The 24,361-nt window shown below is 39.2% G+C and carries 18 protein-coding genes and 1 pseudogene; 9 read left to right on the top strand and 10 right to left on the bottom strand.

Annotated elements, in window-relative coordinates:
- Positions 1-54: 54 nt before the first annotated feature.
- Positions 55-1,782: a glutamine--tRNA ligase/YqeY domain fusion protein gene (locus ACLCEG_RS05740; RefSeq protein WP_410566591.1), complete on the top strand. Its 1,728-nt coding sequence runs from the start codon at positions 55-57 to the stop codon at positions 1,780-1,782.
- A gap of 547 nt (positions 1,783-2,329) precedes the next feature.
- Here the strand turns inward: ACLCEG_RS05740 and ACLCEG_RS05735 are convergent.
- From ACLCEG_RS05735 to ACLCEG_RS05715, 5 genes are all read right to left on the bottom strand, one after another.
- Positions 2,330-3,052, bottom strand: a complete 723-nt coding sequence (locus tag ACLCEG_RS05735; RefSeq protein ID WP_410566589.1) for a glutamine amidotransferase — start codon at positions 3,050-3,052, stop codon at positions 2,330-2,332.
- A 165-nt stretch (positions 3,053-3,217) separates the two neighbouring features.
- A complete protein-coding gene (gene eutC, locus ACLCEG_RS05730) occupies positions 3,218-4,033 on the bottom strand; it encodes an ethanolamine ammonia-lyase subunit EutC (protein WP_410566587.1) in 816 nt (271 codons plus the stop codon).
- Positions 4,034-4,043: 10 nt separating this feature from the next.
- Complete coding sequence (locus tag ACLCEG_RS05725; RefSeq protein ID WP_410566585.1) at positions 4,044-5,429, bottom strand: ethanolamine ammonia-lyase subunit EutB; 1,386 nt, start codon at positions 5,427-5,429, stop codon at positions 4,044-4,046.
- A gap of 13 nt (positions 5,430-5,442) precedes the next feature.
- Positions 5,443-6,879 carry an ethanolamine permease gene (gene eat / locus ACLCEG_RS05720; RefSeq protein WP_410566583.1) on the bottom strand — a complete coding sequence of 479 codons (1,437 nt, stop codon included), beginning with the start codon at positions 6,877-6,879 and terminating at the stop codon, positions 5,443-5,445.
- A 220-nt stretch (positions 6,880-7,099) separates the two neighbouring features.
- On the bottom strand, positions 7,100-8,611 hold the full coding sequence (locus tag ACLCEG_RS05715) for an aldehyde dehydrogenase family protein (protein ID WP_191110550.1): 1,512 nt from the start codon (positions 8,609-8,611) through the stop codon (positions 7,100-7,102).
- 142 nt (positions 8,612-8,753) lie between these two features.
- On the opposite strand from ACLCEG_RS05715, the gene ACLCEG_RS05710 reads away from it, so the two are divergent.
- The gene (locus ACLCEG_RS05710; RefSeq protein WP_151683429.1) at positions 8,754-9,944 is read left to right on the top strand and encodes a helix-turn-helix domain-containing protein; all 1,191 of its coding nucleotides are present in this window, start codon (positions 8,754-8,756) and stop codon (positions 9,942-9,944) included.
- On the opposite strand, the gene ACLCEG_RS05705 is transcribed toward ACLCEG_RS05710, so the two are convergent.
- Together ACLCEG_RS05705 and ACLCEG_RS05700 are read right to left on the bottom strand one after the other, a co-directional pair.
- Positions 9,941-10,909, bottom strand: coding sequence for an alpha/beta hydrolase (locus ACLCEG_RS05705; RefSeq protein ID WP_410566581.1), 969 nt, complete (start codon positions 10,907-10,909; stop codon positions 9,941-9,943). The genes ACLCEG_RS05710 and ACLCEG_RS05705 overlap by 4 nt on opposite strands.
- A gap of 195 nt (positions 10,910-11,104) precedes the next feature.
- A complete protein-coding gene (locus ACLCEG_RS05700; protein ID WP_134261781.1) occupies positions 11,105-12,277 on the bottom strand; it encodes an iron-containing alcohol dehydrogenase in 1,173 nt (390 codons plus the stop codon).
- A gap of 230 nt (positions 12,278-12,507) precedes the next feature.
- On the opposite strand from ACLCEG_RS05700, the gene ACLCEG_RS05695 reads away from it, so the two are divergent.
- The 3 genes from ACLCEG_RS05695 to ACLCEG_RS05685 all read left to right on the top strand — a co-directional run bounded on the left by ACLCEG_RS05695 (position 12,508) and on the right by ACLCEG_RS05685 (position 15,556).
- The gene (locus ACLCEG_RS05695; protein ID WP_410566579.1) at positions 12,508-14,220 is read left to right on the top strand and encodes an AAA family ATPase; all 1,713 of its coding nucleotides are present in this window, start codon (positions 12,508-12,510) and stop codon (positions 14,218-14,220) included.
- 43 nt (positions 14,221-14,263) lie between these two features.
- On the top strand, positions 14,264-14,623 hold the full coding sequence (locus ACLCEG_RS05690) for a 5-carboxymethyl-2-hydroxymuconate Delta-isomerase (protein ID WP_200002119.1): 360 nt from the start codon (positions 14,264-14,266) through the stop codon (positions 14,621-14,623).
- A gap of 81 nt (positions 14,624-14,704) precedes the next feature.
- Positions 14,705-15,556, top strand: coding sequence for a GyrI-like domain-containing protein (locus tag ACLCEG_RS05685; protein WP_410567275.1), 852 nt, complete (start codon positions 14,705-14,707; stop codon positions 15,554-15,556).
- Positions 15,557-15,584: 28 nt separating this feature from the next.
- Here ACLCEG_RS05685 and thiM read toward each other — a convergent pair whose 3' ends face one another.
- From thiM to ACLCEG_RS05670, 3 genes are all read right to left on the bottom strand, one after another.
- Positions 15,585-16,412: a hydroxyethylthiazole kinase gene (thiM, locus tag ACLCEG_RS05680; protein WP_410566577.1), complete on the bottom strand. Its 828-nt coding sequence runs from the start codon at positions 16,410-16,412 to the stop codon at positions 15,585-15,587.
- Between the two features lie 32 nt (positions 16,413-16,444).
- Entirely contained in the window at positions 16,445-17,602 is a 1,158-nt protein-coding gene (locus ACLCEG_RS05675; RefSeq protein ID WP_410566575.1) for a hypothetical protein, read from the bottom strand.
- Between the two features lie 151 nt (positions 17,603-17,753).
- A complete protein-coding gene (locus ACLCEG_RS05670; RefSeq protein WP_410566573.1) occupies positions 17,754-18,011 on the bottom strand; it encodes a hypothetical protein in 258 nt (85 codons plus the stop codon).
- A gap of 319 nt (positions 18,012-18,330) precedes the next feature.
- Here ACLCEG_RS05670 and pepN point away from each other — a divergent pair, with 319 nt between their 5' ends.
- The 4 genes and pseudogenes from pepN to ACLCEG_RS05650 all read left to right on the top strand — a co-directional run.
- Positions 18,331-20,937 (top strand): aminopeptidase N, encoded by a 2,607-nt coding sequence (gene pepN, locus ACLCEG_RS05665; protein ID WP_410566571.1) that lies wholly within the window; start codon positions 18,331-18,333, stop codon positions 20,935-20,937.
- A 488-nt stretch (positions 20,938-21,425) separates the two neighbouring features.
- Positions 21,426-21,962, top strand: a complete 537-nt coding sequence (locus ACLCEG_RS05660) for a spore coat U domain-containing protein (RefSeq protein WP_199983325.1) — start codon at positions 21,426-21,428, stop codon at positions 21,960-21,962.
- Positions 21,963-22,052: 90 nt separating this feature from the next.
- Entirely contained in the window at positions 22,053-22,757 is a 705-nt protein-coding gene (locus tag ACLCEG_RS05655; RefSeq protein ID WP_410566569.1) for a molecular chaperone, read from the top strand.
- 9 nt (positions 22,758-22,766) lie between these two features.
- Positions 22,767-24,361, top strand: a pseudogene (locus ACLCEG_RS05650) (fimbrial biogenesis outer membrane usher protein); the annotation flags it as partial.

The raw sequence follows: 24,361 nt of genomic DNA, 5'->3' as shown, positions 1-24,361 counted from the left end.
AAGATAGCGTTTATTTTTTCGAAATTTTATCTACAAAGAAGTGATTGATACACTATGAAGCCTAATGATGTTGTCTCGAACCTGCCAAACAACCCGACACCGAATACTCATGCCTCTGTCGATTCTGCGCAGCAAGAACAACAGGCTGGATTAGATTTTGTTCGCCAAGTCATTACTGATGATTTGGCTGCCGGACGTGCAAAACAAATCGTAACGCGTTTTCCGCCAGAACCAAATGGTTATTTACATATTGGTCACGTAAAAGCAATCTGTCTAAACTTTGGTGTTGCTGAAGAGTTTAATGGCCTTTGTAATTTACGGTTTGACGACACAAACCCAGATGCAGAAGAACAAGAATATGTTGATGGTATTGCCAATGACGTGAAATGGCTTGGTTTTAACTGGAATGGTGAACCACGCTATGCTTCTGGTTATTTTGATCAGCTTTATGCATGGGCAATTCAGTTAATTGAGCAAGGTGATGCTTATGTTGATTTGCAATCTCCTGAAGAAATTAAGTTAAATCGCGGTAATTTTGTCGAGCCAGGTAAAAACTCGCCATATCGTGATGCTTCTGTAGAAGAGAATCTTGCTCGCTTTGAACAAATGCGCAGTGGTGAACTCAAAGAAGGTGAAGCAGTTCTACGTGCCAAAATTGATATGGCAAGCCCGAACGTGCACATGCGTGACCCGATTTTGTATCGTGTTTTGCATTCAGAGCATCACCAAACTGGTGACAAATGGAAAATCTACCCAATGTATGATTATGCTCATCCATTGTCTGATGCAATTGAAGGAATCACACATTCACTTTGCACATTGGAGTTCCAAGATCACCGCCCATTTTATGATTGGATTGTTGAAAAGGTTAAATCTAAATCTGTTCCACACCAATATGAATCTTCTCGTTTGAACGTAGACTATACGATTACCTCTAAACGTAAATTGCGTAAGCTGGTTGAAGGTGGTTATGTAAACGGTTGGGATGACCCACGTATGCCAACAGTTGTAGGTATGCGCCGTCGTGGCTTTACGCCAGAGGGCTTACGTGATTTCTGTAAACGTGTAGGTGTGTCTAAAACTGACGGTATTGTTGATGTTGCAATGCTTGAGTTCTGCATTCGTCAATCTTTAGAAAATACTGCTGCGCGTGGCATGGCTGTTTTAAGCCCACTTAAAGTGACTTTGACCAATTTACCAGAAGATATGGATCTTGCACATGCTCGCCATCCTAACGTGGATATGGGTGACCGTGTAATTCCTTTAACCAAGGAAATCTATATTGACCGCAAAGACTTTGAAGAAGTACCTCCTAAAGGCTTTAAGCGCTTAACACCTGATGGGGAAGTGCGTTTACGCCATGCTTACGTCATCAAGTGTAATGAAGTTATTAAGGATGCAAATGGTGAAGTGGTTGAATTGAAGTGTTCAATTGACCCTGAAACTTTAGGTAAGAACCCTGAAGGCCGTAAAGTAAAAGGCGTAATTCACTGGGTATCTGCGACAAAAGGCATTCCTGCTGAGGTGCGTATTTATGATCGTTTATTTACTGAAGCAGCACCTGACGCAGATGATGACTTCTTGGCAAACCTTAATCCAGAATCGTTGAAAGTGGTACAGGCTGTGATTGAGCCTGCTTTAGCTCAAGCGAGTCCTGAAGATCGTTTCCAATTTGAACGTGAAGGTTATTTTGTTGCTGATCAACATGATCATTCACCTGAAAAACCAGTCTTTAACCGCATTCTTGATTTGAAGGACAGCTTCAAACCTGAGAAAAAGTAAGAGATTGATTATCTCTTACTTTTTCGCAAGACGAACAACATGTTGTGAGTAGTTAGTCGAGATTAATTATCTCTTACTTTTTCGCAAGACGAACAACATGTTGTGAGTAGATAGCAGAGATTGATTATTTCTTGCTTTTTCACAAGACGATAAACATGTTGTGAGTAAATAGAAAATATTAAAAAAGCCCAACTATAAGGTTGGGCTTTTTTTCGGAGGTCTTCTCATCATAATATTCTTTTTCTTTATGATTTCGCTTCCTTGGCAAACAAGCTTAGGTAGGACTAATCACATAAAAATAAAGAACTAATAATAGAAGAAGCATAGTTGAAAGCATTAAATAAGTATTAACCGTATTAAAGCTTTTAATAAACTTCCAGATATCCATAGTAAATCAGCGTATATTTTATGTTACAAATTAATAATACACTGAAATTTTTCTGAAATGTTTCTAAAAATAAAATATAAAGTTTTTTTGTTTAAAAAATAATCATAAAATACCAAGTGTTAAAAAATAATAATCATGAAGCATTAGAAACCACTTCATTTAGGTACTATAACCAATTCTTTTTAAGAATTTTTGAATTACTTCAAAAGCAGCATGTTCGAGGTTTTGAGCATATTTTTTATTTTCTTCACGAAGTGTCTGAATTGAAATATTGGCACTACGAAGTTCACATGTATGGCCAATAAGCCATTTTTCAAAATGTTCTTCAGTAGTTTCAATATGGAACTGCAACGCGAGAATATTATTGCCAACTTCAAATGCCTGATTGGTATAAATATCTGAGCTAGCCAAAAGGGCAGCATTTTCAGGAAGATCGAAAGTATCACCATGCCAATGTAGGACATGAACATTATTAAGTAAAGGAGATAATACCTGATTAGGGCGTAAACTTAAGCTCAGTGGGCTCCAACCAATTTCTTTTTGATGACCGGCATATACTTTTGCACCAAGTGCATGAGCAATTAACTGTGCACCCAAACAAATACCAAGTGTAGGTTTATCCGCTGCCAAGCGTTGTTTAAGCAAAGCAATTTCATCTTTTAAAAATGGATAATCTTCAGTTTCATAAACTCCGATTGGACCACCTAAAATAATAGTTAATCCATCGTGTGCAAAAGCAGCAGTTAAATCATCTACACCCGCTTCAAAATAACGGACGCGGAAGCCAAGTTGATAAAAGACATCTTCTAATGAACCTAAGTCTTCGAAAGCAAGATGCTGAATGGCATAAATAGTTTTTGGGAAGGCGTTTGTTGTGCTCATACAAATGATTCATAGAAGATCAATAGGTGGAGTATAGCGATAAATATAAAGAAGAAAATATCTGTATAAATCGTCAATACCTGAAAATTGATATTTTTCGTTAAGATAATGTTGTTATGCAAACGATTACCTATTTTGAGTGAATCTGTTTGCATATTCCATCTTTTAAAATAATAGCTTTTGAGTTGTCTCAAGGCATATATCTGTAAGTTGATGTTCATCTTTTAAATTAACGCCTGAAAAGCCAAGTTGTTTTGACTTTTTCATGAGTGCCAGTAACCTTTGTACTGCAACAGGAATACTTAAGCCTGCTGAGCGGACATTGGAAATACAATTACGTTTGGCGTCGAGGCAGCCTGAATATGCATTCCACGTGTAGTAAATTCCCATACTATCAGGAGAGCTTAAACCTGGGCGCTCACCAATGAGCATAACAAGCATGGATGCTTTAAAGATTTCAGCAACCTCATCACCTAAAGCAACCCGACTGCCTGTTGCCAGTGCAATGGGTGCAAGAGTCCAGTTTTCTTGCTGAATTTGTTCACTTAGCGCGGTAATGAATGGAATGGCATTCGCTTCAATCGCTCTTGCTGAGAGTCCATCACCAACCACAATACAAACATCGTATTGTTGCGGATTTTCTGCATACTTCTTAATTAAGGTTTCTTTTGATTGATCTGAAAGCTGACGACCTAAATCTGGACGTTTAAGATAGACTTCCTTATTAGGTGCGTTGCTGTGGACATGAAGACTTTGTAGCTGTCTTTGCGCTAATTGCTCAGATAAATAGGAAACATGCATATCTTGATAAACCGCATCTTTTGCTTGTGCATGAGACAACTGAAACTCAAGTAAGGCTTGTGTAGGGATGCTACAACCTGCACGGCCCAGAGCAATACGGGCATCGGTAAACTGTTTGAGTTTTTCCCACTGGTCTTGATGAGTAGAAGATGGATATTGAATATCACGCTTCAGTTTCATGGCGTTCTCCCTAGTTCATGAGCAGACGAGAGAATTGGTCAGGCATGTGATCTGCCCAACAAATTTGAGAGTTTTGCTGTTTAAAAATACCTTGTTGTTCAAGCCAAGCTGAAAACTCAGGAGCGGGTTTTAAACCGAGGAGTTGTCTTAAATAGAGGGCATCATGGAACGAGGTCGTTTGATAATTGAGCATGACATCATCTGAACCTGGAATTCCCATAATAAAGTTAATGCCCGCAGCGCCAAACAGAGTAAGTAGAACATCCATATCATTTTGGTCAGCATCGGCATGGTTGGTGTAACAAATGTCGCAGCCCATTGGCACACCAAGTAACTTGCCGCAGAAGTGGTCTTCTAGTCCTGCACGTATAATTTGTTTACCGTTAAAAAGATATTCGGGACCAATAAAGCCAACGACTGTATTCACTAAAAGCGGATTGTATTTACGGGCCACTGCATAAGCCCGTGTTTCTAATGTTTGCTGGTCAACGCCGTGATGTGCATTACTGGATAAGGCACTGCCTTGACCAGTTTCAAAGTACATAACGTTGTTTCCAATGGTTCCACGCTTGAGTGCGAGTGTGGCTTCATATCCTTCTTGTAGTAAATCGAGTGAAATTCCAAATCCTTCGTTTGCCAGCTGGGTACCAGCGATTGATTGAAACATTAAATCAATAGGCACATTTTTTTCAGCCAGTTGAATGCCTGAGCTGATATGGGTAAGTACACAAGATTGCGTCGGAATTTGATATTCCTGAATGACATGGTCAAGTAGTTTTAGTAGCTCTGACAAATTATGTAGGTTATCCGTCGCTGGATTGATACCAATCACGGCATCACCATTACCATACATCAAACCATCTAAAATACTGGCAGAAATACCGAGTACATCATCGGTAGGGTGATTAGGTTGTAAACGGGTAGAAAGATGACCTTTTAAACCAATGGTGTTACGAAACTGGGTAACTACTTCACATTTGCTGGCGATATAAATTAAATCTTGATTGCGCATAATTTTGCTGACAGCAGCTACCATTTCTGGAGTTAAGCCCGATGCTAATGCTTTTAAACTTTGGGCAGTTGCTTCTTCTCCAAGTAACCAATTTCGGAAATCACCTACTGTAAAGTGTGAAATAGGGGCAAAGGCTGCCAGATCATGTTCATCAATAATCAGTCGTGTAATTTCATCGGTTTCGTAATCCACCACAACCTCATTTAAAAAGGTTTTAAGTGGTACATCGGCCAAAGTCATTTGTGCCGCAACATGCTCGGTTGCATCTCTGGCAGCTACACCTGCTAATTCATCTCCTGAACGTAGCGGCGTAGCTTTCGCCATCAAGGTCTTCAAATCGGCAAAGTGATACTGTTGATTGGCGACAATATTGCGATAACTCATATTTACATCCTTTTTATAGTTCTTGTTCTGCGGCTTTAATATTTGCAAACTCTTCTTCTGGTGTACCTTTAACTAAATGATAACGGCTATAGAATAAAAAGTAAGCAATAAATACGACATAAATAGCGGCAGCAATAAACCAAACTTTCGGATTAACAACAAAGCCCGCAACGACAGCAGCGACCGCTAGGACTAGCGCAATACTTGAAGTAACGATTCCCCCAGGAGTTTTATAAGGACGAGGCATGTCGGGTTTAGAGAGGCGTAGTTTGATGTGGGACAAAAGAATCAACACATAAGAAATGGTGGCACCAAAAACCGCTATTAAAATCAGTGAATCACCTTCTTTGGTGAGTGAAAGCAAGAATCCAATAATGCCCGGAATAATAATTGCCAGATAAGGCGCTTTATTTTTATTGGTTAAAGAGAGTGACGTCGGTAAGTAACCAGCACGAGAGAGTGCAAAAATTTGACGCGAATAGGCATAGATGATTGAAAAGAAACTCGCGATTAAACCAGCTAAACCGACAAAGTTTACGAAAGTCGCAAGCCAAGTGTTGGTGCCATAAACTTTAACCAGAGCATCTACGAGGGGAGCACCTGAGTTTTGCAAAGTACTTGCACCTGCTGCGCCCGCACCCAAGAATAAAATGAGCATAGCAAATGCCGTTAATATGAGCATTGCACCGATTAAACCGCGTGGAAGAGATTTAGCTGGATCTTTTGCTTCTTCGGCTGCTAATGGCACACCTTCAACTGCAAGGAAAAACCAGATTGCAAAGGGAACTGCGGCCCAGATGCCTAAATAGCCATGAGGTAGAAAACTGCTTGCGCCTACACCTGTACCAACTGGAATATCAAATAAATTTTGTGCATTAAAGTGTGGAATCATTGCCACAATAAATACAACAAGAGCAACAGCAGCGACAAGGGTAATTGCGAACATGATTTTTAAAGCTTCACCGGCACCTTTAAGATGTATGCCCATAAAAATGGCGTAGCAGGCGAGATAAATCATCCAGCCATTAATGCCAAATAGAGATTCGCAATAACCACCAATAAATACAGCAATTGCCGCAGGGGCAATTGCGTATTCAATTAAAATGGCTGTTCCTGTTAAATAGCCTCCAAAAGGGCCAAAGGCAGCACGTGCAAAACTATAACCGCCACCTGCTGTAGGCATCATGGTGGACATTTCTGACATAGAAAGACACAGGCATAAGTACATAAGCGCAGCGAGAGCAGTGGCAATAAACATGCCACCCCAACCACCCTGAGCAATACCAAAGTTCCAGCCGGCAAAATCACCTGATATCACATAAGCTACACCTAAACCAATCAGGAGTAACCAACCAACCGTACCTTGTTTGAGTTGACGCTGAGCAAAATATTCTGCTGATGAGACTTCTGTGCTTGAAGAAATGACGGAAGCTGTTTCTGGGTGATTCATACAATACTCCTGCGAGTGGATTTGTATGAATCAATGCAAAAGCAATGCCTAAATGAAGCACTTCAGAGAGTAGATGAAGCTTTTTTATTCTGCATGATAAAAATTCAAGCTTAACAATCGTAAATAAAGAAGCCAGCAATCTAAATTACTGGCTTCTTATATAATTAGTCATCTTACTTCTTTCTAGTGTTGATAGTTTGGTATCAACTTGGTGCGAAACTTAGAAGAAGCCCATTGGCTTAGTTGAATAACTCACCAACAAGTTTTTAGTTTGTTGATAGTGATCTAGCATCATCTTATGGTTTTCTCGGCCAATACCAGACTTTTTGTAACCACCAAATGCAGCATGTGCAGGGTAGATGTTGTAGCAGTTTGTCCAAACACGGCCCGCTTCAATAGCACGACCTGCACGATAAGAAATGTGAGCTGAACGTGACCATACGCCTGCACCTAAACCATACATGGTGTCATTGGCAATTTTAATTGCATCGTCAAAGTCTTTGAACGTTGTCACAGCAAGTACAGGTCCAAAAATTTCTTCTTGGAAAACTTGCATGCTGTTGTGACCTTTAAAAATAGTCGGATCGACATAGTAACCATCGCCTACTTCTTTACGGCCGCTACCGCCAAGTAAGAGCTCTGCGCCTTCTTCACGACCAGTGTTAATACAACGTAAGATTTTCTCTTGTTGTTGTAGAGATGCTTGAGCACCAATCATCGTTTCAGTATCAAGTGGATGACCGGTTTTAATACGTTTTACGCGCTCGACTGCCATCTCTAAGAACTGATCAGCAATGCTTTCTTGTACTAAAGCACGAGAAGGGCAAGTACATACTTCACCTTGGTTTAAGGCAAACATGGCAAAACCTTCAAGCGTTTTTTCTAAGAAGTCATCTTCTTTGTCCAAGATATCTTCAAAGAAAAGGTTTGGTGACTTACCGCCAAGTTCTAAGGTAACTGGAATAATATTTTCGGTCGCATATTGCATCACCATTTGTCCAGTTTGAGTTGAACCTGTGAATGCGATTTTTGCAATACGTGGGTTTGTCGCTAATGGGCGGCCGACTTCTGAACCGAAACCATTGACAATATTAAGAACACCCGGCGGTAAAATGTCTTGAATCAGTTCAGCCACTAACAAAATACCTACTGGAGTTTGCTCAGCTGGCTTAATCACCACACAGTTACCAGCCGCTAGAGCAGGAGCAAGTTTCCATGCTGCCATCAAAATCGGGAAGTTCCACGGAATGATTTGGCCCACTACACCGAGTGGTTCGTGGAAATGATATGCAATAGTATCTTCATCAATTTCAGAGATACCACCTTCTTGAGCACGAATACATCCAGCGAAATAACGGAAATGGTCAATCGCAAGCGGAAGGTCAGCTGCTAAAGTTTCACGGACTGCTTTACCGTTATCCCAAGTTTCTGCAACAGCAAGCATTTCAAGATTTGCTTCTAAACGATCAGCAATTTTTAAAAGGATATTTGAGCGTACCGTTGGTGATGCTTTATTCCATGTTGCTTTTGCTTTGTGCGCTGCATCTAGAGCGAGCTCAATATCTTCGGCACTAGAGCGTGGAATACGTGTAAAAGCTTTTCCGTCAACAGGAGATACGTTGTCAAAATACGCACCCTTTACAGGTGCTACCCATTCACCGCCAATAAAATTTTCGTATTGTGATTTAAATTGAACTTTTGAGCCTGGTTGATTTGGATCGATATAGCGCATATAAATATTCCTTTGCTTTTTAGGACTAAAGACTAACAAGAACCCTGTCAGTAGGTACTTTCGTACTTTGTATAATTAGGATATAAAGAAGAAGGTTGGAGAAAGGTTGGAATAGAAATGTGGATATATAAGGAATTTACAAATGTTCACAAAAAAGGATTTATTGCAGCAACGGACGTTGATTGATCAACTGCGCACGCAAAATAGTCTCTCTCCTCAGAATGCTGCCAAACTCGGCCAAAGTATTGCAAGCTCGTGGGAACGATCAGCTTCTGCTGCGATTCCTAAAGAACGTTTTGCTGCTCCATTGGTCGAGAAAAAAACTGCTTCACAAAACGCTTTAGATATGGCCTTAAGCCAATGTGCCGACGACTTACGTCATATTGCAGAGCAATCTTCAATGGTGATTGCTGTCGGTGATATTGGCAGTACGATTATCTGGACGGCAACAAGTGCTCAAATGCAAAGTGCAGCTGAGCGTGTGCATTTTGTGCAGGGTGGGCAGTGGCGGGAAGAATTTGTGGGCACCAATGCCTTGGCTTTATCTTTAAAAACTCAACAATCAAGCTGTGTTTTTTCAAACGAACATTACATGGAATCGATTCATGATTGGGTGTGTTATGCTGCGCCGATTATCGATCCATACTCAAAACAAACTCTAGGGGTTGTTGATTTATCAACCACTTGGAAGAATCATAATAGTTTAGGAATATTGGCTGCTGAACGTTGTGCATCCATTATTCAATCCGCTTTGCTAGAGCAGCAGCGCCAGCAATTACATATTCGTGCTTTTTCGACACCACAAGTTAAATTTAATGGCAAAAGTCTGTTATTAACGCCGCGTCAAATTGAAATTTTAACCATATTGGCACTATGTCCACATGGTTTAACTTTAGAGCATCTTTATCAGGCACTGTATGGTGAACGTAAAGTCAGCATGGGTACGCTTAAAGCTGAAATGTCTCAACTACGCGATATTTTGGGCGGTTTGCTTGGTTCACGTCCATATCGCTTACTTGTACATGTTGAAGCCGATTTTTTACAAGCTGAACAAGCATTAGATGCGGGATATGCTGCTTCTGCTTTGCAGCTTTACACAGGTGTGTTTCTGGCAAAAACGGAAAGTCCGTTTTTATGTGCATGGCGTGACTGTCTTGAATCACGCTTAAGTGATGCAATTTTTAAAACCCAAGAAACAGATTTATTACTTAAGCATTTAGCTCATTTTCCTGAAGCAATTGATGCGGTAGAACGCCTTATGGAGTTAGTACCGAGTGAACATCCTGCGCATCAACTGCTGGTGAAATACCTTGACTCACCTAAACTCAGTTAAGTGATTTTTTGATCTAGCCACTGGAACAATTGTTGATAGACTTGTTCCCGTACTGGCTGGGCCGAAAGCACTAAGTCATGCAATCCATTGTGAATAGAAACTACAGAGATATCGCCTTTCATTTTTTTACCAAATTTGGCAATGTCTTTAACATCTAAAATGATATCGCTTTGAGTCGCATCTGGCCCCCATTTTTTAGGGTTTTTAGTTTGGTGCGAGTGCATAATCAGTGCAGGAACGTTTAGCTTAACTCCTTGATGAATCTCTTTTTGAGCCGTATGAATGGCTTGAATAAAGCTGAGTTGAACTGTAGAAACAGATGCAGGTTTCCAGTCGAGGTTGAAGTCCCATTCACCTTGATATTTTTTATGAAGACTGGTGGCGTACCATTTGTTCAGTTGGCTTGGAAATTTAACTTTCGGCAGATATTTTCCTACTCGACTAAGCATTGGAATACCAAATTTCTTTTCGACTAGACTTAAATTGAAGTCGTAAAACGGACTATTTGCCCATAGTGCTTTAATAAGAGGGTGATTCGGGTGATGGGTTGCATAAAGTGTTGCTGTCAAACCGCCAGTCGAATGCCCAGCAAGTAAGACTTGGGTATGTTTCTCTTCGCCAATAATCTCTAATGCTTGGGTAATTTCGGCGTCGTATTCATTTAAATCATGCACATTATAGAAAATTTGATGAGGCAATTTTGAACGCCCATATTTTCTTAAATCAAGTGCATAGAAGTCATAACCATGAGCATTAAATTGCTCAGCCATTTCGGTTTGAAAGAAATAATCTAAAAAACCATGAATATACAGTACGGCTTTTTGAGTCGGTTGAGCGGCTTTTTTACGGATTAAGGTGGCTACAACTTTACCTTCATAATCATCAGTAAAGTTGAGGGTAAGCTGTTCGTAGCCAGTACCTAAAATATCTGGAACATAAGTTTGAGTAGCTAAAGATGTATTCATTGTTATCGGGCTATTGTAATTAAGACATGCAGAGTATCCTTCAATGAAATGGGTAAATTGTCAATCAGGTTTGGAGAAGGTTGGAGTATAGGTTCTAAAAAAAGGGAATACCGCTGGAGCTAAGTATTCCCCAAAAAAGTAAGTCAACGGTCGGAGGGATTTGACTTACTAGAGGGACATGCCATTACATCAGGATTAAAGTGCTGCTTTGAAAATCTCCACAACTTGAGCATGATTAGCTTTACGAGGGTTGGTCAGCATACATGCATCTTTTTGAGCATTATCTGCCATCACTGCAAGGTCTTCGGTTTTTACGCCAAGCTCGGTTAAGCCAGATGGAATACCAATCGATGAAGACAGTTTACGAATGGCGTCAATTGCAGCATATGCAGCTTCCATCACTGTTAACCCGTGAGTTCTTACACCCATTAACTCGGCGATTTTTGCGTAACGATCTGGGCAAGCAATTAAGTTAAATTCACATACGTGTGGTAATAAGATTGCGTTACATACGCCGTGAGGTAGGTTATAGAAACCGCCCAACTGGTGTGCCATGGCATGAACATAGCCTAATGACGCGTTGTTAAATGCCATACCAGCCAAATACTGCGCATAGCTCATCGCATCTCGTGCTTCGATATTTTCGCCGTTTGCGACAGCAGGTTGGAGCCACTGGCTAATCATCGTAATTGCTTTTTCTGCACACGCATCGGTAATTGGGTTTGCCGCTGTAGAAACATATGCTTCAACTGCATGGGTTAATGCATCCATACCTGTTGCAGCAGTTAAACCAGCTGGTTTTGCAATCATAAGTTTCGGGTCGTCAATTGCAATGAGTGGGGTACAACGCCAGTCAACAATTGCCATTTTTACATGAGTGTCTGTATTGGTAATAATACAGAAACGAGTCATTTCAGATGCAGTACCAGCCGTTGTGTTCACTGCAATCAGTGGTGTCATTGGCACTTTGCTTTTATCAATACCTTCATAGTCACGAATATGACCACCGCCTGCAGTAACTAGGCCAATACCTTTGGCACAGTCGTGAGATGAACCGCCACCTAAAGACACAATAAAGTCACAGCCATTGTCGTTATAGGCTTTCACGCCATTGTGAACATTAATATCGGTTGGGTTAGGTTCTGCACCCGGGAAAATATGGCTCGAAACGCCTGCTTCAGTTAAATAGTTTGCGATAAGGTCTGCAACGCCAAATTTAAATAAGCCTTCATCGGTCACAATTAATGCTTTTTTTGCGCCGAGGTTTTGTGCCTTCGTACCAATTTCTTTAGCACATCCTGGTCCAAAGAGTGATACGCAAGGAATATAAAAACCGTTTGTTTGATCTGCAATATTTTTAAAAGCCATGGAGTGATTCCTTTTTCCATAAATCCATTGTTTGTTATTACAGGTGGGCCTCACCATGGGCTTAGTATTGTGATCTGAAGATTATTTTCCTACCTACCAAAAACCTACCAAATATTACCTAGGACTTAATTATTGATTTTTAATGACTTTATATAAAATTTGGCGCATTCATTTAATTTTTTCGGGAAAATCGTTAAGCTATGGGCTGTTGAAGATGTACATATGAGATTATGAAACAGGAAACTGCGCTTAAACTGCTCAAAGCAGGTGAAAATGTTTTTTTAACCGGTTCGGCTGGTGCAGGGAAAACCTATACACTCAATCAGTACATCCAATATCTAAAAGCACGTAAAGTACCTGTGGCCATTACAGCATCTACAGGTATTGCGGCAACGCATATGAATGGCATGACCATTCATACGTGGGCGGGCATCGGTATTAAAGATCAGTTAACTGACGATGACCTAAAACGTATGAAAGAGCGTAAATATCTCAAGGAACACCTTGAAAATGCGCAAGTTCTCGTTATCGATGAAATTTCGATGCTACATGCAAAGCAGCTCAATCTGGTCAATCAGGTTTTAAAATATTTTAAAGAAAGTGATGAGGCTTTTGGTGGCATTCAAGTCATTGTGGCTGGAGATTTCTTCCAGTTACCACCTGTAGGACGTAATGGTGAAGCTAATCGTGACAAATTCTGTTTTATGTCAGATGCATGGGTCGAAGCCAAATTTCGCGTATGTTATTTAACAGAACAACACCGTCAAGACGATGAAATTCTAAATCAGATTTTAAATGCCATTCGTGCGCAAAATATTCAAGCAGATCATTTAAACGCATTACGTCAATCGCGTTCGCATGATATTGGTGAGACTTTTACTCGTCTTTATACGCACAATATGGATGTCGACAATATAAATTATCAGCACTTAAATGAAATTGATAATGAAGGACATCAATTTAATGCCGTTTTAGATGGTAATGAGAAACTGGTAGAAACTTTAAAATCTTCAGTTCGTGCTCCAGAAGAACTCACCTTGAAGAAACATGCAAAAGTCATGTTTGTCAAAAACAACTTTGATATGGGATATATCAACGGTAGTTTGGGTGAAGTTATCGGCTTTGAAGAAGATGACGAAAATGGCTTACTGCCGAAAGTAAAACTAACCGATGGCACGACATTGCTCGTTGCCCCTGAAACATGGTCAGTTGAAAATGAAGCAGGCAAAGTGATTGCAAGTTTTCAGCAAATTCCACTTCGTTTAGCGTGGGCGATTACTATTCATAAAAGTCAGGGTATGACTTTAGAAGCTGCAGAAATTAACCTCATGAACACCTTTGAGAAAGGGCAAGGTTATGTTGCGCTTTCGCGCTTAAAATCTTTAACAGGGTTAAAGTTATTAGGTATTAATGAACAAGCTTTAGAGTTAGATAGTTTAGCTGTAAAAGCCGATCGCCGTTTTCAGGAGTTATCGGCTGAAGCTGAAGATAACTTTGCAGATGTAGATTTAACGGCTCAGCACAAAGCCTTTATTCGTCATTGTGGCGGTACCTTAAATGAAACTGAGATTTCTCGTAATGAGAAGAAACTCGCAAAAGGTGGCAAGCAAAATTACGCTACGGCAACGCTAGATGAAACACGTGCCTTGTTTGAAGAAGGCTACGAGATTGAAGACATCGCGCATGAACGTGGCCTGACACCAGCAACGATTATTAACCATTTGGCTCGACTTCATAAAGAACAAAAGCTGGATATTTCGGTTGCTCATCCGGGTGAAGAAGTGGTCGAAGAAGTCCGTAAAATCTATAAGAAGTTGAAAAAACGTCAGAATCCAGATCATTTTTCTGATGATGGTTCGATCAAACTAAGACCAATTGTTGAAGCAACTAGTCCTCGAATGGGATATGATCAGGTTCGATTAGCTTTATTATTTATTGAATAAAGTTTGATTGGCTTAATTACTTATTACATAAATTGAGGTGGCTATGCCGCACGTAGTAGTCGATTATTCAGAAAACTTAACTGGATTAAACGCAAAACAATTACTTGAAGAAATTAATAGCACACTGATTGAGACAGAGTTATTTAGTCCAGAAGACATTAAAAGCCGTGCACGTAAAGATGATGTTTTCCTAATAGGCTTAGGAGCTGATCAAGCCTATATTCATGTAAAGGCGTATATTTTGTCGGGAAGAAAGGCTGAACAAAAACAGCTTATGGGTGAGCAATTGTTGGCGGTGCTCAGCAACAAAAAATATCTACCGCAAGATTTTAATAAAGAAATTCAACTGTGCGTTGAGCTTATCGACATGCCAAGAGAAGATTATTTTAAGCAAGTTGTATAACACTAAAAAGCGCAATTTCGATCAAGAATAGCGATTAGCACTATGTAAAAGTAGTGCTATCGAATGAACAGACATAAATGTATGGCTGTATATACACAAAAGTTGCAACTGGTTTGCGATTATATTCAAAGACATTTAGACGAAGATTTAGATGTTGATCGATTGAGCCAGATTGCGACCTTATCTAAGTTTCATTTTCATCGTATTTTTGCCATTCATATTGGTTTAAATGTGATGAAGTTTATTCAACTTTCTCGTTTAAAGCGGGCCTCTTTTCAACTGGCTTTTGAACCCGATCTCAAGATTATTGAGATTGCATTACAAGCAGGGTTTGACAGTCCAGAGGCATTTACTCGTGCATTTAAGCGTTCATTTGATCAAACTCCTCGAGCTTTTAGAGATAAACCAGACTGGGAATCTTGGCACCAGAAGTTTGTTTTTACGATTCCAAAAAGTGAGCTAAAAATGAATGTAAATATTGTTGAGCGTCCTGCTGAAAAGATTGCCTATCTATCGCATTTAGGAAGTCCCGATAAAGTTTTGGAAACAGCTGCGTGTTTTATTGCTTGGCGCAAAGAAACAGGTTTATCGCCCGTAACCAAGTCTAGAACTTATGGTATTCCTTTTGCTGACCCCGATCAGACACCATCTGATGAGTTTCGGTTTGATATTGCAGGTTCAATTGAAAAAACTGTACCTGAAAATAGTTACGGCGTGCAGACAGGTGAAATTCCTGCGGGGCGTTATGCAACCGTAAGACATTTGGGTAGCCATGACCAGATTAAAGATAGCGTGTATTACATCTTTAGAAACTGGTTACCTGAGCAACCAGAAGAAGCAGGGGATTATCCAGTTTTCTTTCACTATCACAACTTTGTGCACGAAGTGAACGAGTGCGACCTTGTTACCGACATTTACTTACTTCTAAAGTGAGTCTAATCTGATACAGGCATAGCTTAGGTTATGCCTGTATGTTTAAAAGTTTGATATCTGCGTATTGTTCAATCAGGTTGTCATCTAGCATATGGATATAATCCATAAAGATGCTACTAAAGCTTCCCATGGTTTGCGCTTGATTTGCTGCAAGTTTACCCGCAATTGCAAAATGAACATGAGCTGAGAGAGCAGCAATCGTTGGTGTTGTCACAGCGCTATATGCGGCAATTAACGCACCTAAAGAACAGCCTGTTGCAGTAATTTTTGGTTGTAAAGGACTTCCGCCGTTCACTTGAATCACAGCATCTATTTCATGAGACAAGATATAGTCTGACTGGCCAGAAATAGCGATACAGCTTGCATGTGTTAAGAGAGAAAAAGCTTGTTGATAGGCTTGATCGCTACTTAACGTGCTGTCTACACCTTTAGATTGAACCTGATTGCCTGCAAGCGTACTGATTTCTGAAGCATTACCACGAATAACGCTTGGCTTGAACTGTAAAAGCTCGTCTGTCATTTGACTGCGCCAAGCTAAAATTGGGCCGTAACCTACCGGATCAAGTACCCAAGGAATATTGTTAAGCTGTGCTGTTTTGGCAGAGATTTGCATGGCTTGCATTTGCTCTGAAGTTGGCGTTCCCAAATTAATGCTTAAAGCTGATGAAATTTTGGTAAAGCTTTCTGCTTCATAAGGATTATCAATCATTGCCGGTGAGGCACCGGAAGCCAGTAACACATTGGCTGTGTAGTTGGCTGCAACGCTATTGGTAATGCACTGAACAAGAGGCGTTTGTGCCTGCATGTTTTGCCAAGCTTCAATCACCTGTTCTATGAGGTTTGATGTTGAAGTCATCTGATTATCCTTATAAGCCAGAGATAACGAATTTAACGGGTAAAATAGTGATCTTGATGCTTACATCTTTCGCAAATTAAAGAAACATAATCTGCGGCATCATAATCAACACTTAAATCATTTGAACCACAATGCATACAACGTTTAACCGAGTAAAAGTTTAACCGAGGTTCAATTTTTCGCCACGCTTTCCATACAGGTTGTACAAAAATGTGTTCGTCATAACCTAAAAAGCGGTTAAACAAAATGTGACTCATTTTACTGTAGGGAATATTGTACGGACGTGGCAACATTGAAGTTTCCCACTTTTCTGCTAAAGCCCGTTCCCGATATTGCTCTAAAGTTTTCTTTAATAAATTGGTATTAATAAATTTTTCATTACGTGGCTGTAGAGCTTTTTGTTTATAAAGATATTCGAGTGCAGTTTGAATCAAATAATAAATTTGACCAATGGCCAATGAGTCCATTAAACGATAGCAAAAAGTTTGAAAGTTAGAGCTACCAGCAATTTGAATACCCCATGTTCGGCAGTAGAACTGCATAAACTGGATAATTTCTTGATAGAGCACTTGAAAAAGGACGTCTTTCACTTCGTCGGCACTACGAAATGGAATACCAAGACTTAAGTTTTCATAGAACCAATGACGTAGTTGTTGGGCTACACTGTATAAGCTTGGGTCACTATAGCCATCTAGACGAATGTTTAAATAAAAGCACTGTGGTTCGTCAGATTGATCCTGTGCATTTAAAATCCCATCTTTATGAAGCTGTTTAATGAGATGGTTTTGGAACATCCAGTTGGGTGTAATAGGTTGATATTTTATTTGGTCCCAGTGAATGTATTCGTCATGCGCAATATCGTCACGTGCATAATCATCGAGCAAGCTAAGCAGAAAAAGTTTATTTAAAAAACTAAGTTGCTCCAGACTGCGCTGAGGTTGGTCTTTTGACTTAAACTGGCGTTGTTCTTGTAGGCGGGTTTGCTGTAAAAGTTTCTTTCTCTGTTTAGTGCATTGGTCACAGTGACACGTCATTTTTGTGTCTTTAAATACACGGTGCTGGCAATGACTGCATTCATGAAACTGAATGTCTTGCTCAAATTGTTCGGCATCTACCCAATACATTGAAGCTTGGCAGAGTGGGCAATGGCTACTTTCATCTAGCTGTTTCTGTAGAATTTGTAAGGCCATTTCGCTCCGAACACTTAAATCAATCATGATTGACCTATTATACACAGCCGCATTGCCGATAGCTGAGATTGTATTTTTGTTTGGTGCAAAAATAGAAAACCTAAAATCTTTATTTTGATTTTAGGTTTTCATAAGAGATTAAAAGTTAAGATTAAACAGGGCACGGTAAGCTCTCGTCATGTTGTCCAAGTTTTTTAGCATTAATAAGCGCCTGTACTTTTTTACTTGGTAATTTCACTTTACCTAATGCGTCATAAGTATTAACGATAGTTGTTACCTCCTGAGCATTCATTGAAATACCTTCAGCAGTTAAAAACACGGCAATCACATGATGGTCGAGTCCCGCTGCATCTAGATCATGAATAGCTTTAATATTTTCTAAACGATGTAAATAAGTTTTTAATTCCATAGTAGCTACCTCTTGTTCTGATCGAAATACTTATACTGGTATATGAGCTAAGGCAAGAACCATGCCTAAAATGTAAGCAGCTCCTAAAAAATGTTAAAAGCGAAAGGAGTTTTATTTTTATTGTATAGATTGATTATATAAACAACGATTATCGTAATTTTGGTCTAATCTGTGCTAATAAAACCAGATTCTAATTTGAAATGTATAAATCAAGTCCCATTAATTTTATTAAGGTAAGCAAACATAGTATGTATGAATGTGTATGATCAAGTTCATAAAATTCGTACTACGGTTTTCGAAAAGTATATAAGGAATAAAGATGAATATTGCGGCACAGCCTCCCGTTCAGGCAGATCAAACAGTTTATTTAAAAGATTATCAAAAACCTTCGTTCTTGGTTGAATCCATTAATCTTGATATTCAAGTTTATGATGATAAAACAATTGTTGATTCAACTTTAGTCATGAAGCGTCAAACTGCTGGAGATTTGGTGCTGTTGGGCCGTGACCTTGAGTTGCAATCTATTCAGCTCAATGGTCAAACGCTTACTCCTGCACAATATTTACTCGATAGTGAGCAACTGGTGATCACTAACGCACCAGATGAAGTCATTTTACAAACTCAAGTGATTATTCATCCGGAAACTAATACTCAGCTTGAAGGCTTATATAAAGCTGGTGATTTGTTTGTTACGCAAAACGAGCCTGAAGGCTTCCGCAAAATTACCTTCTATCCAGACCGTCCAGACGTACTTTCAGTCTTTACGACTCGTGTAGAAGCAGACAAAAAATATCCAGTATTACTTGCCAATGGTAACTTGCTTGAAACAGGTGAAGCGGGTGAAAACCGTCACTTTGCAATTTGGCAAGACCCAACTAAAAAGCCAAGCTATTTGTTTGCTTGCGTTATTGGTGATTTAGCTGTACTGAAAGATCGTTATACGACTTCGGAAGGACGTGATGTTGCCTTAGAAATCTATGCCATTGAGAAAGACATTCCAAAATGCCATATCGCGATGGAAGCATTAAAGCATTCAATGCGTTGGGATGAAGAACACTACGGCCGTGCCTATGACCTCGACAACTATATGATTGTGGCGGTGAGCCAGTTCAACATGGGGGCAATGGAAAATAAAGGTTTAAATATCTTTAATACCTCATGTGTACTTGCTGATGAAGAATACACAACGGACGCAGCGATTATGCGTGTACAGTCGGTGATTGCCCATGAGTATTTCCACAACTGGACAGGGAACCGTATTACTTGCCGTGACTGGTTCCAGTTGTGTCTAAAAGAAGGTTTAACGGTATTCCGTGATCAGTCTTTCTCGGAAGATTTACAATCTGCTGCGGTTCAACGTATTGATGATGTTGCTGTACTTAAATCACACCAATTCCCTGAAGATGCAGGTCCATTATCGCATCCACCACGTCCAGACCACTTTGTAGAAATTAATAACTTCTATACAGCGACAGTCTATGAAAAAGGTGCGGAAATTAACCGCATGATGTCGACCTTACTTGGTAAAGAAAAATACCGTAAGGGAACAGACGAATACTTCCGCCGTCATGACGGACAAGCCGTGACTGTAGAGGACTGGGTTGCTGCATTATCAGCAGGTTCGGGTGTCGATTTATCTGCATTTTTAACTTGGTATAACCAACCGGGTACACCAAAGCTTGAAGCAAAAGGTGAGTACGATACAGCAGCACAAACTTACCGTTTAAGCTTTAAACAAAGTCTGAAAGCTCATCCTAAATATCCAAATTTAAAAGCTGTTCCAATTCCTGTGGCTTTAGCGCTATTTAATGCTAAAACAGGCGAGCAATATACATTGCACAGTGATAGTTTATTCGTTAATGATGTTAAAGATGGTGTGTACTTGTTTGATCAAGATGAGGCAACCATTGAGTTTACAGGTGTGACTGAACAGCCAGTTGTTTCGTTACTCCGTAATTTCTCTGCGCCTGTAAATCTTGTATTTGACTATACCGATGCAGAATTAGCTTTCTTAATTCAACATGAAACGAATGGTTTTAACCAGTGGCAAGCAACTCAAACCTTGCTTGAACGTATTTTGTTAGAAGACCATTCTGCAGATGCGTACATTCAAGCTATTCAAAGCACTTTACCTGAACTAGTTGGTCGTGACCCACTTTTAGCATCTCGTTTGTTTGATGTACCAAGTGAAGGTTACTTGGGGAGCCGTATTGATCAGGACTATGTACCAGCCGATGTTCATGTAAAACGTGAAGCTTTGCTGAATCGTTTAGCACAAGAGTTGGGTTCTTTCTGGAAAGATACTTACCTTACCCTTGACCCAGACCTGCAAAAAGAATTTTCTTTAGCGATGGGGGTTCGTGCATTAAAAAATATCATGCTGATGATGATGGCTCGTCAGGGCGATCAAACTGCATTTGAATTGGCTTATGAGCAATACCAAAACACAGGTAACATGTCTGAACGTTTAGGTGCATTACGTGTACTAGTTTGGCAAAATGCGCCTCAAGCGAAGCAAGCACTTACTGATTTTTATAACCGCTTTAAAGATGAAGCATTATCTTTAGACCAATGGTTTATGATTCAGGCAGCCAATCCAAATGCGACAGCAGAAACAATCGAGTATTTAACTCGACATCCTGATTATGACCTCACGACGCCAAACCGTATTCGTGCTGTAAGTGGCGGCTTGTCAAATAACCCTGAAAATACTTGGGGCTTTGGTGTAGCGCACTTTATTAATCTTGCGCAATATCTTGACGAGAAAAACCCGATTTTAGGTTCACGTTTATTACAGGTATTGTCACGCTGGTATACGCTTGCAGAGCCTCAACGTACACAAGTACAACAAGCTTTGCAGGCATTACAGCCTAAAGTGAAATCTAAAAACGTTTCTGAAACTTTAAATAGTATGTTAAGCGTTTAATTATTTAAAAATACTTAATAAAGGTCTCTTATGAGGCCTTTATTTTGTATTTTTAAACTAGAAAGTTTTTTAATTAATATTAAATGTATTATTTAAATATATTAAAAAATAAAATACTTCAATTTTAAGTGAATTATTTGGTTAAAAAATTGATTTATGTGACCAAATTCAATAAAAATATAGATTGAAATATTTGGTTAAATTTTTACAGGTAAATATTGTTGAATCTCTTTTAAGTTAATAAAAATCAATTATTTGTAATTGTGTTGTGTCTTTTTTTATAATTGGAAATTAAGTTTTATTAACAGTATTTTGTTAGTTGGAAATTAAAATAATAACAAACTCATGCATTTTAATTATTTTTATGTATGATATTTAAAAATAGGAATAAAAAATAAGCTTTAAAAGAGCAGTCAAATAAAAATGATTGTAAGGATAAGAGTTAATTTTTTTATATCTATTAATTCGACAATTTCATTCAAAAGGTTTTGACCATGAAAAAGACTTTTTTTTATTTATCAGCACTTGCTATAGCATTAATTTCTGTTAATGCAGCAAATGCCGCTACAGCAACGGGGACATTAACTGTTAAGGCGACAGTAACAAATAGTTGTGTCCTTAATACCTCTGCAACAGGTACCACAACAAATGCGGTTTTGGACTTTGGTACTTTAAGTTCTCTGACTAGTAATGTTGATGCAGATACCACAACGACAGGCGGTACAGCAATTAAAGTCCTTTGTAACAACACTGTGCCATGGACTTTGTCATTTGATGGTGGTCAAAATGTTTTATCCACTCAACGACGAATGATCGGTGGGGCAACAAGTAACGAATATATCCCTTATAACTTGTATTCAGATACAGGCCGCGGTACCGCGATTGGAATTGCTACAACAGCTTATAGTGGAACTGGTAGTGGTGCAGTACAAACAGTGAACGTGTATGGCCGTCTTCCTGCTGGTTCAGCTTTGCCAAGCGCTGGTAGCTATGTTGACACAGTAACTGTGACTGTGACTTATTAATTTTTTAAATAAGTTCTGTTTATTGTTGTCGCTAGCTCTTTGTAAGAGCTAGCTCTAGATTAATTTGAGAAAAGTAATTCTGGGCAAGTTATGAAAAAAAATATCTTTGTTGCTACAAGTTTATTGTTATTTTTGCCTAGTATGTTAAATGCTGCCTCAATACGTCTTTCTCCTGTGAGTGTTGAAATATTGAGTGATCAATCTGCGTCCTCAATTAGTTTATATAATCAGTCGAACGAAAGTGCTGACTTACAAATACGTATATTTGAATGGACTCAGAATGCTGGACAAGATCAATTAATTCCAACAGATGATATTGCAATTAGTCCACCTTTCTTAAAATTAAAACCGAATGATTCTTATAATTTGCGTGTAGTCCGTATTAAGCCAGAACCAATTTCTGGTGAAAAAACTTATCGTATTATTCTTGATGAATTACCAAAACCTATCGATAGTCGTAAAGCATCTCAAGGTGTAAATGTATTACTTCGCTCATCATTACCTGTATTTGTAGTAAATAAAGATGCGATTACCCAACTGAACTGGAAAATTGATGCGAAGCAAAATGATACTTCCTTGAATATTAGTAATATTGGTAACAGACATGCACTTTTAAATGACTTAATTCTTGTAGATAACACAGAGAATAAAAGTTATCCGATTAAAGTAAATACCGTAAATGGTTATATTCTTTCCGGAAAATCAAAAAATTACTCAATTAATAATTTTACATATCAGCCAAATCACAAATACAGTATTTCTCTAACAGTTAATGGTAAAAAAACCACACTTTAAGAGGCTTATATGAAATATATTATAGGTGTCTTATGTGTCGCATATTTTCCAGCACATTTATTTGCTGAACAACTTTTAGATCATACAAACACTGCGGTTCCCAGTGTTCCTAAGTCTATAAGTAACGATAATAAATATATGCACGAAAAGACGGATGGACAAGAGCAAGAACATACTTTTACTCAGCTATTTTTAAATATTTCTATTAATTCAAATACCTCTGAAGACTTGTTTTCTGTAAAACAATCTAAAGATGAAAAACTATATATTCGTTCTAGTGACTTAAAAGCCTTAAGACTGAAAATGGATGAGCATATCCCTGATAGCCAATGGGTATGTATTAATGAACTGAAAGGAGTCCAGTTTAAGTATCTGGAAAATGAGCAGTCTCTAAACTTACAAGTTCCTGCGAGTATGTTGAGTGACTATTCTGTTGACTTAACTGGTCAACCGACTACAAACACCAACTTACTAAAAATGAAACCTTTAAATGCTGCAATTCTGAATTACAGCATGTACCACACCATTACTAATGATGAGAGTATTTTCTCAGGTTCGGCAGAAGGGATTTTTAACAGTGCGCTTGGTAATTTTTCATCAGGCATTTTATACAACGGTAATAATGAAAATAGTTATAGCCACGAGAAGTGGGTGCGCTTAGAGAGCAAGTGGCAATATGTAGACCCTGAAAAAGTTAGGATATATACCCTAGGGGATTTTATTTCCAATAGTTCTGACTGGGGCAGTAGTGTGCGTCTTGCCGGTTTGCAGTGGTCGAGTGCCTATACTCAGCGTGGTGATATTGTTACTTCGGCGCTGCCACAGTTTTCCGGTTCAGCGGCGCTACCTTCTACACTGGACTTATACGTTAACCAGCAAAAGATTTATTCAGGCCTTGTTCCTTCAGGTCCATTTGATGTTAAGCAGCTCCCGTTTATTTCAGGAAATGAAGTTACACTGGTCACCACCGATGCAACAGGTCAGCAAACCATTACTAAAAAACCTTACTACTTTTCATCGAAGATTTTGGCAAAAGGTATAAATGAGTTTTCAGTCGATGTTGGGGTTCCGCGTTATAACTACGGACTGTACTCAAATGATTATGATGATGCCACCTTTGCCTCTGGTGCAATTCGTTATGGTTATAGCAACTCACTGACCTTAAGTGGTGGTGCAGAAGCTTCCACAGATGGTCTTTCCAACGTTGGAACAGGCTTTGCCAAGAACCTGTTTGGTGTTGGGGTGATTAATGCCGACATTGCTGCAAGTCAGTATAAAGATGAAAATGGCTATTCGGCTCTGGTTGGTTTAGAAGGGCGCATTAGCAAGAATATTTCATTTAACACCAGCTACCGCAAAGTATTTGATAACTACTTTGACTTGGCACGGGTGTCGCAAATTCGATATTTGAAAGAAAATCAGCTTAATGCTGAATCACAAAACTATTTAAACTACAGCGCGCTGGCAGACGAGATTATTAGGGCAGGGATTAACTATAACTTTTATACGGGTTATGGTGTTTATGTCGGCTATAACCAGATCAAATACAGTGATAACTCGTATAAGTTACTGTCTGCCAACTTAAGCGGAAGTTTAAACAAGAA

The sequence above is a fragment of the Acinetobacter sp. H1(2024) genome (assembly GCF_046557555.1).
Classification (GTDB): Bacteria; Pseudomonadota; Gammaproteobacteria; order Pseudomonadales; family Moraxellaceae; genus Acinetobacter; species Acinetobacter seifertii.
The sequence above is the reverse complement of the archived record's forward strand: the minus strand, read 5'-3'. Positions and strand labels throughout refer to the sequence as shown.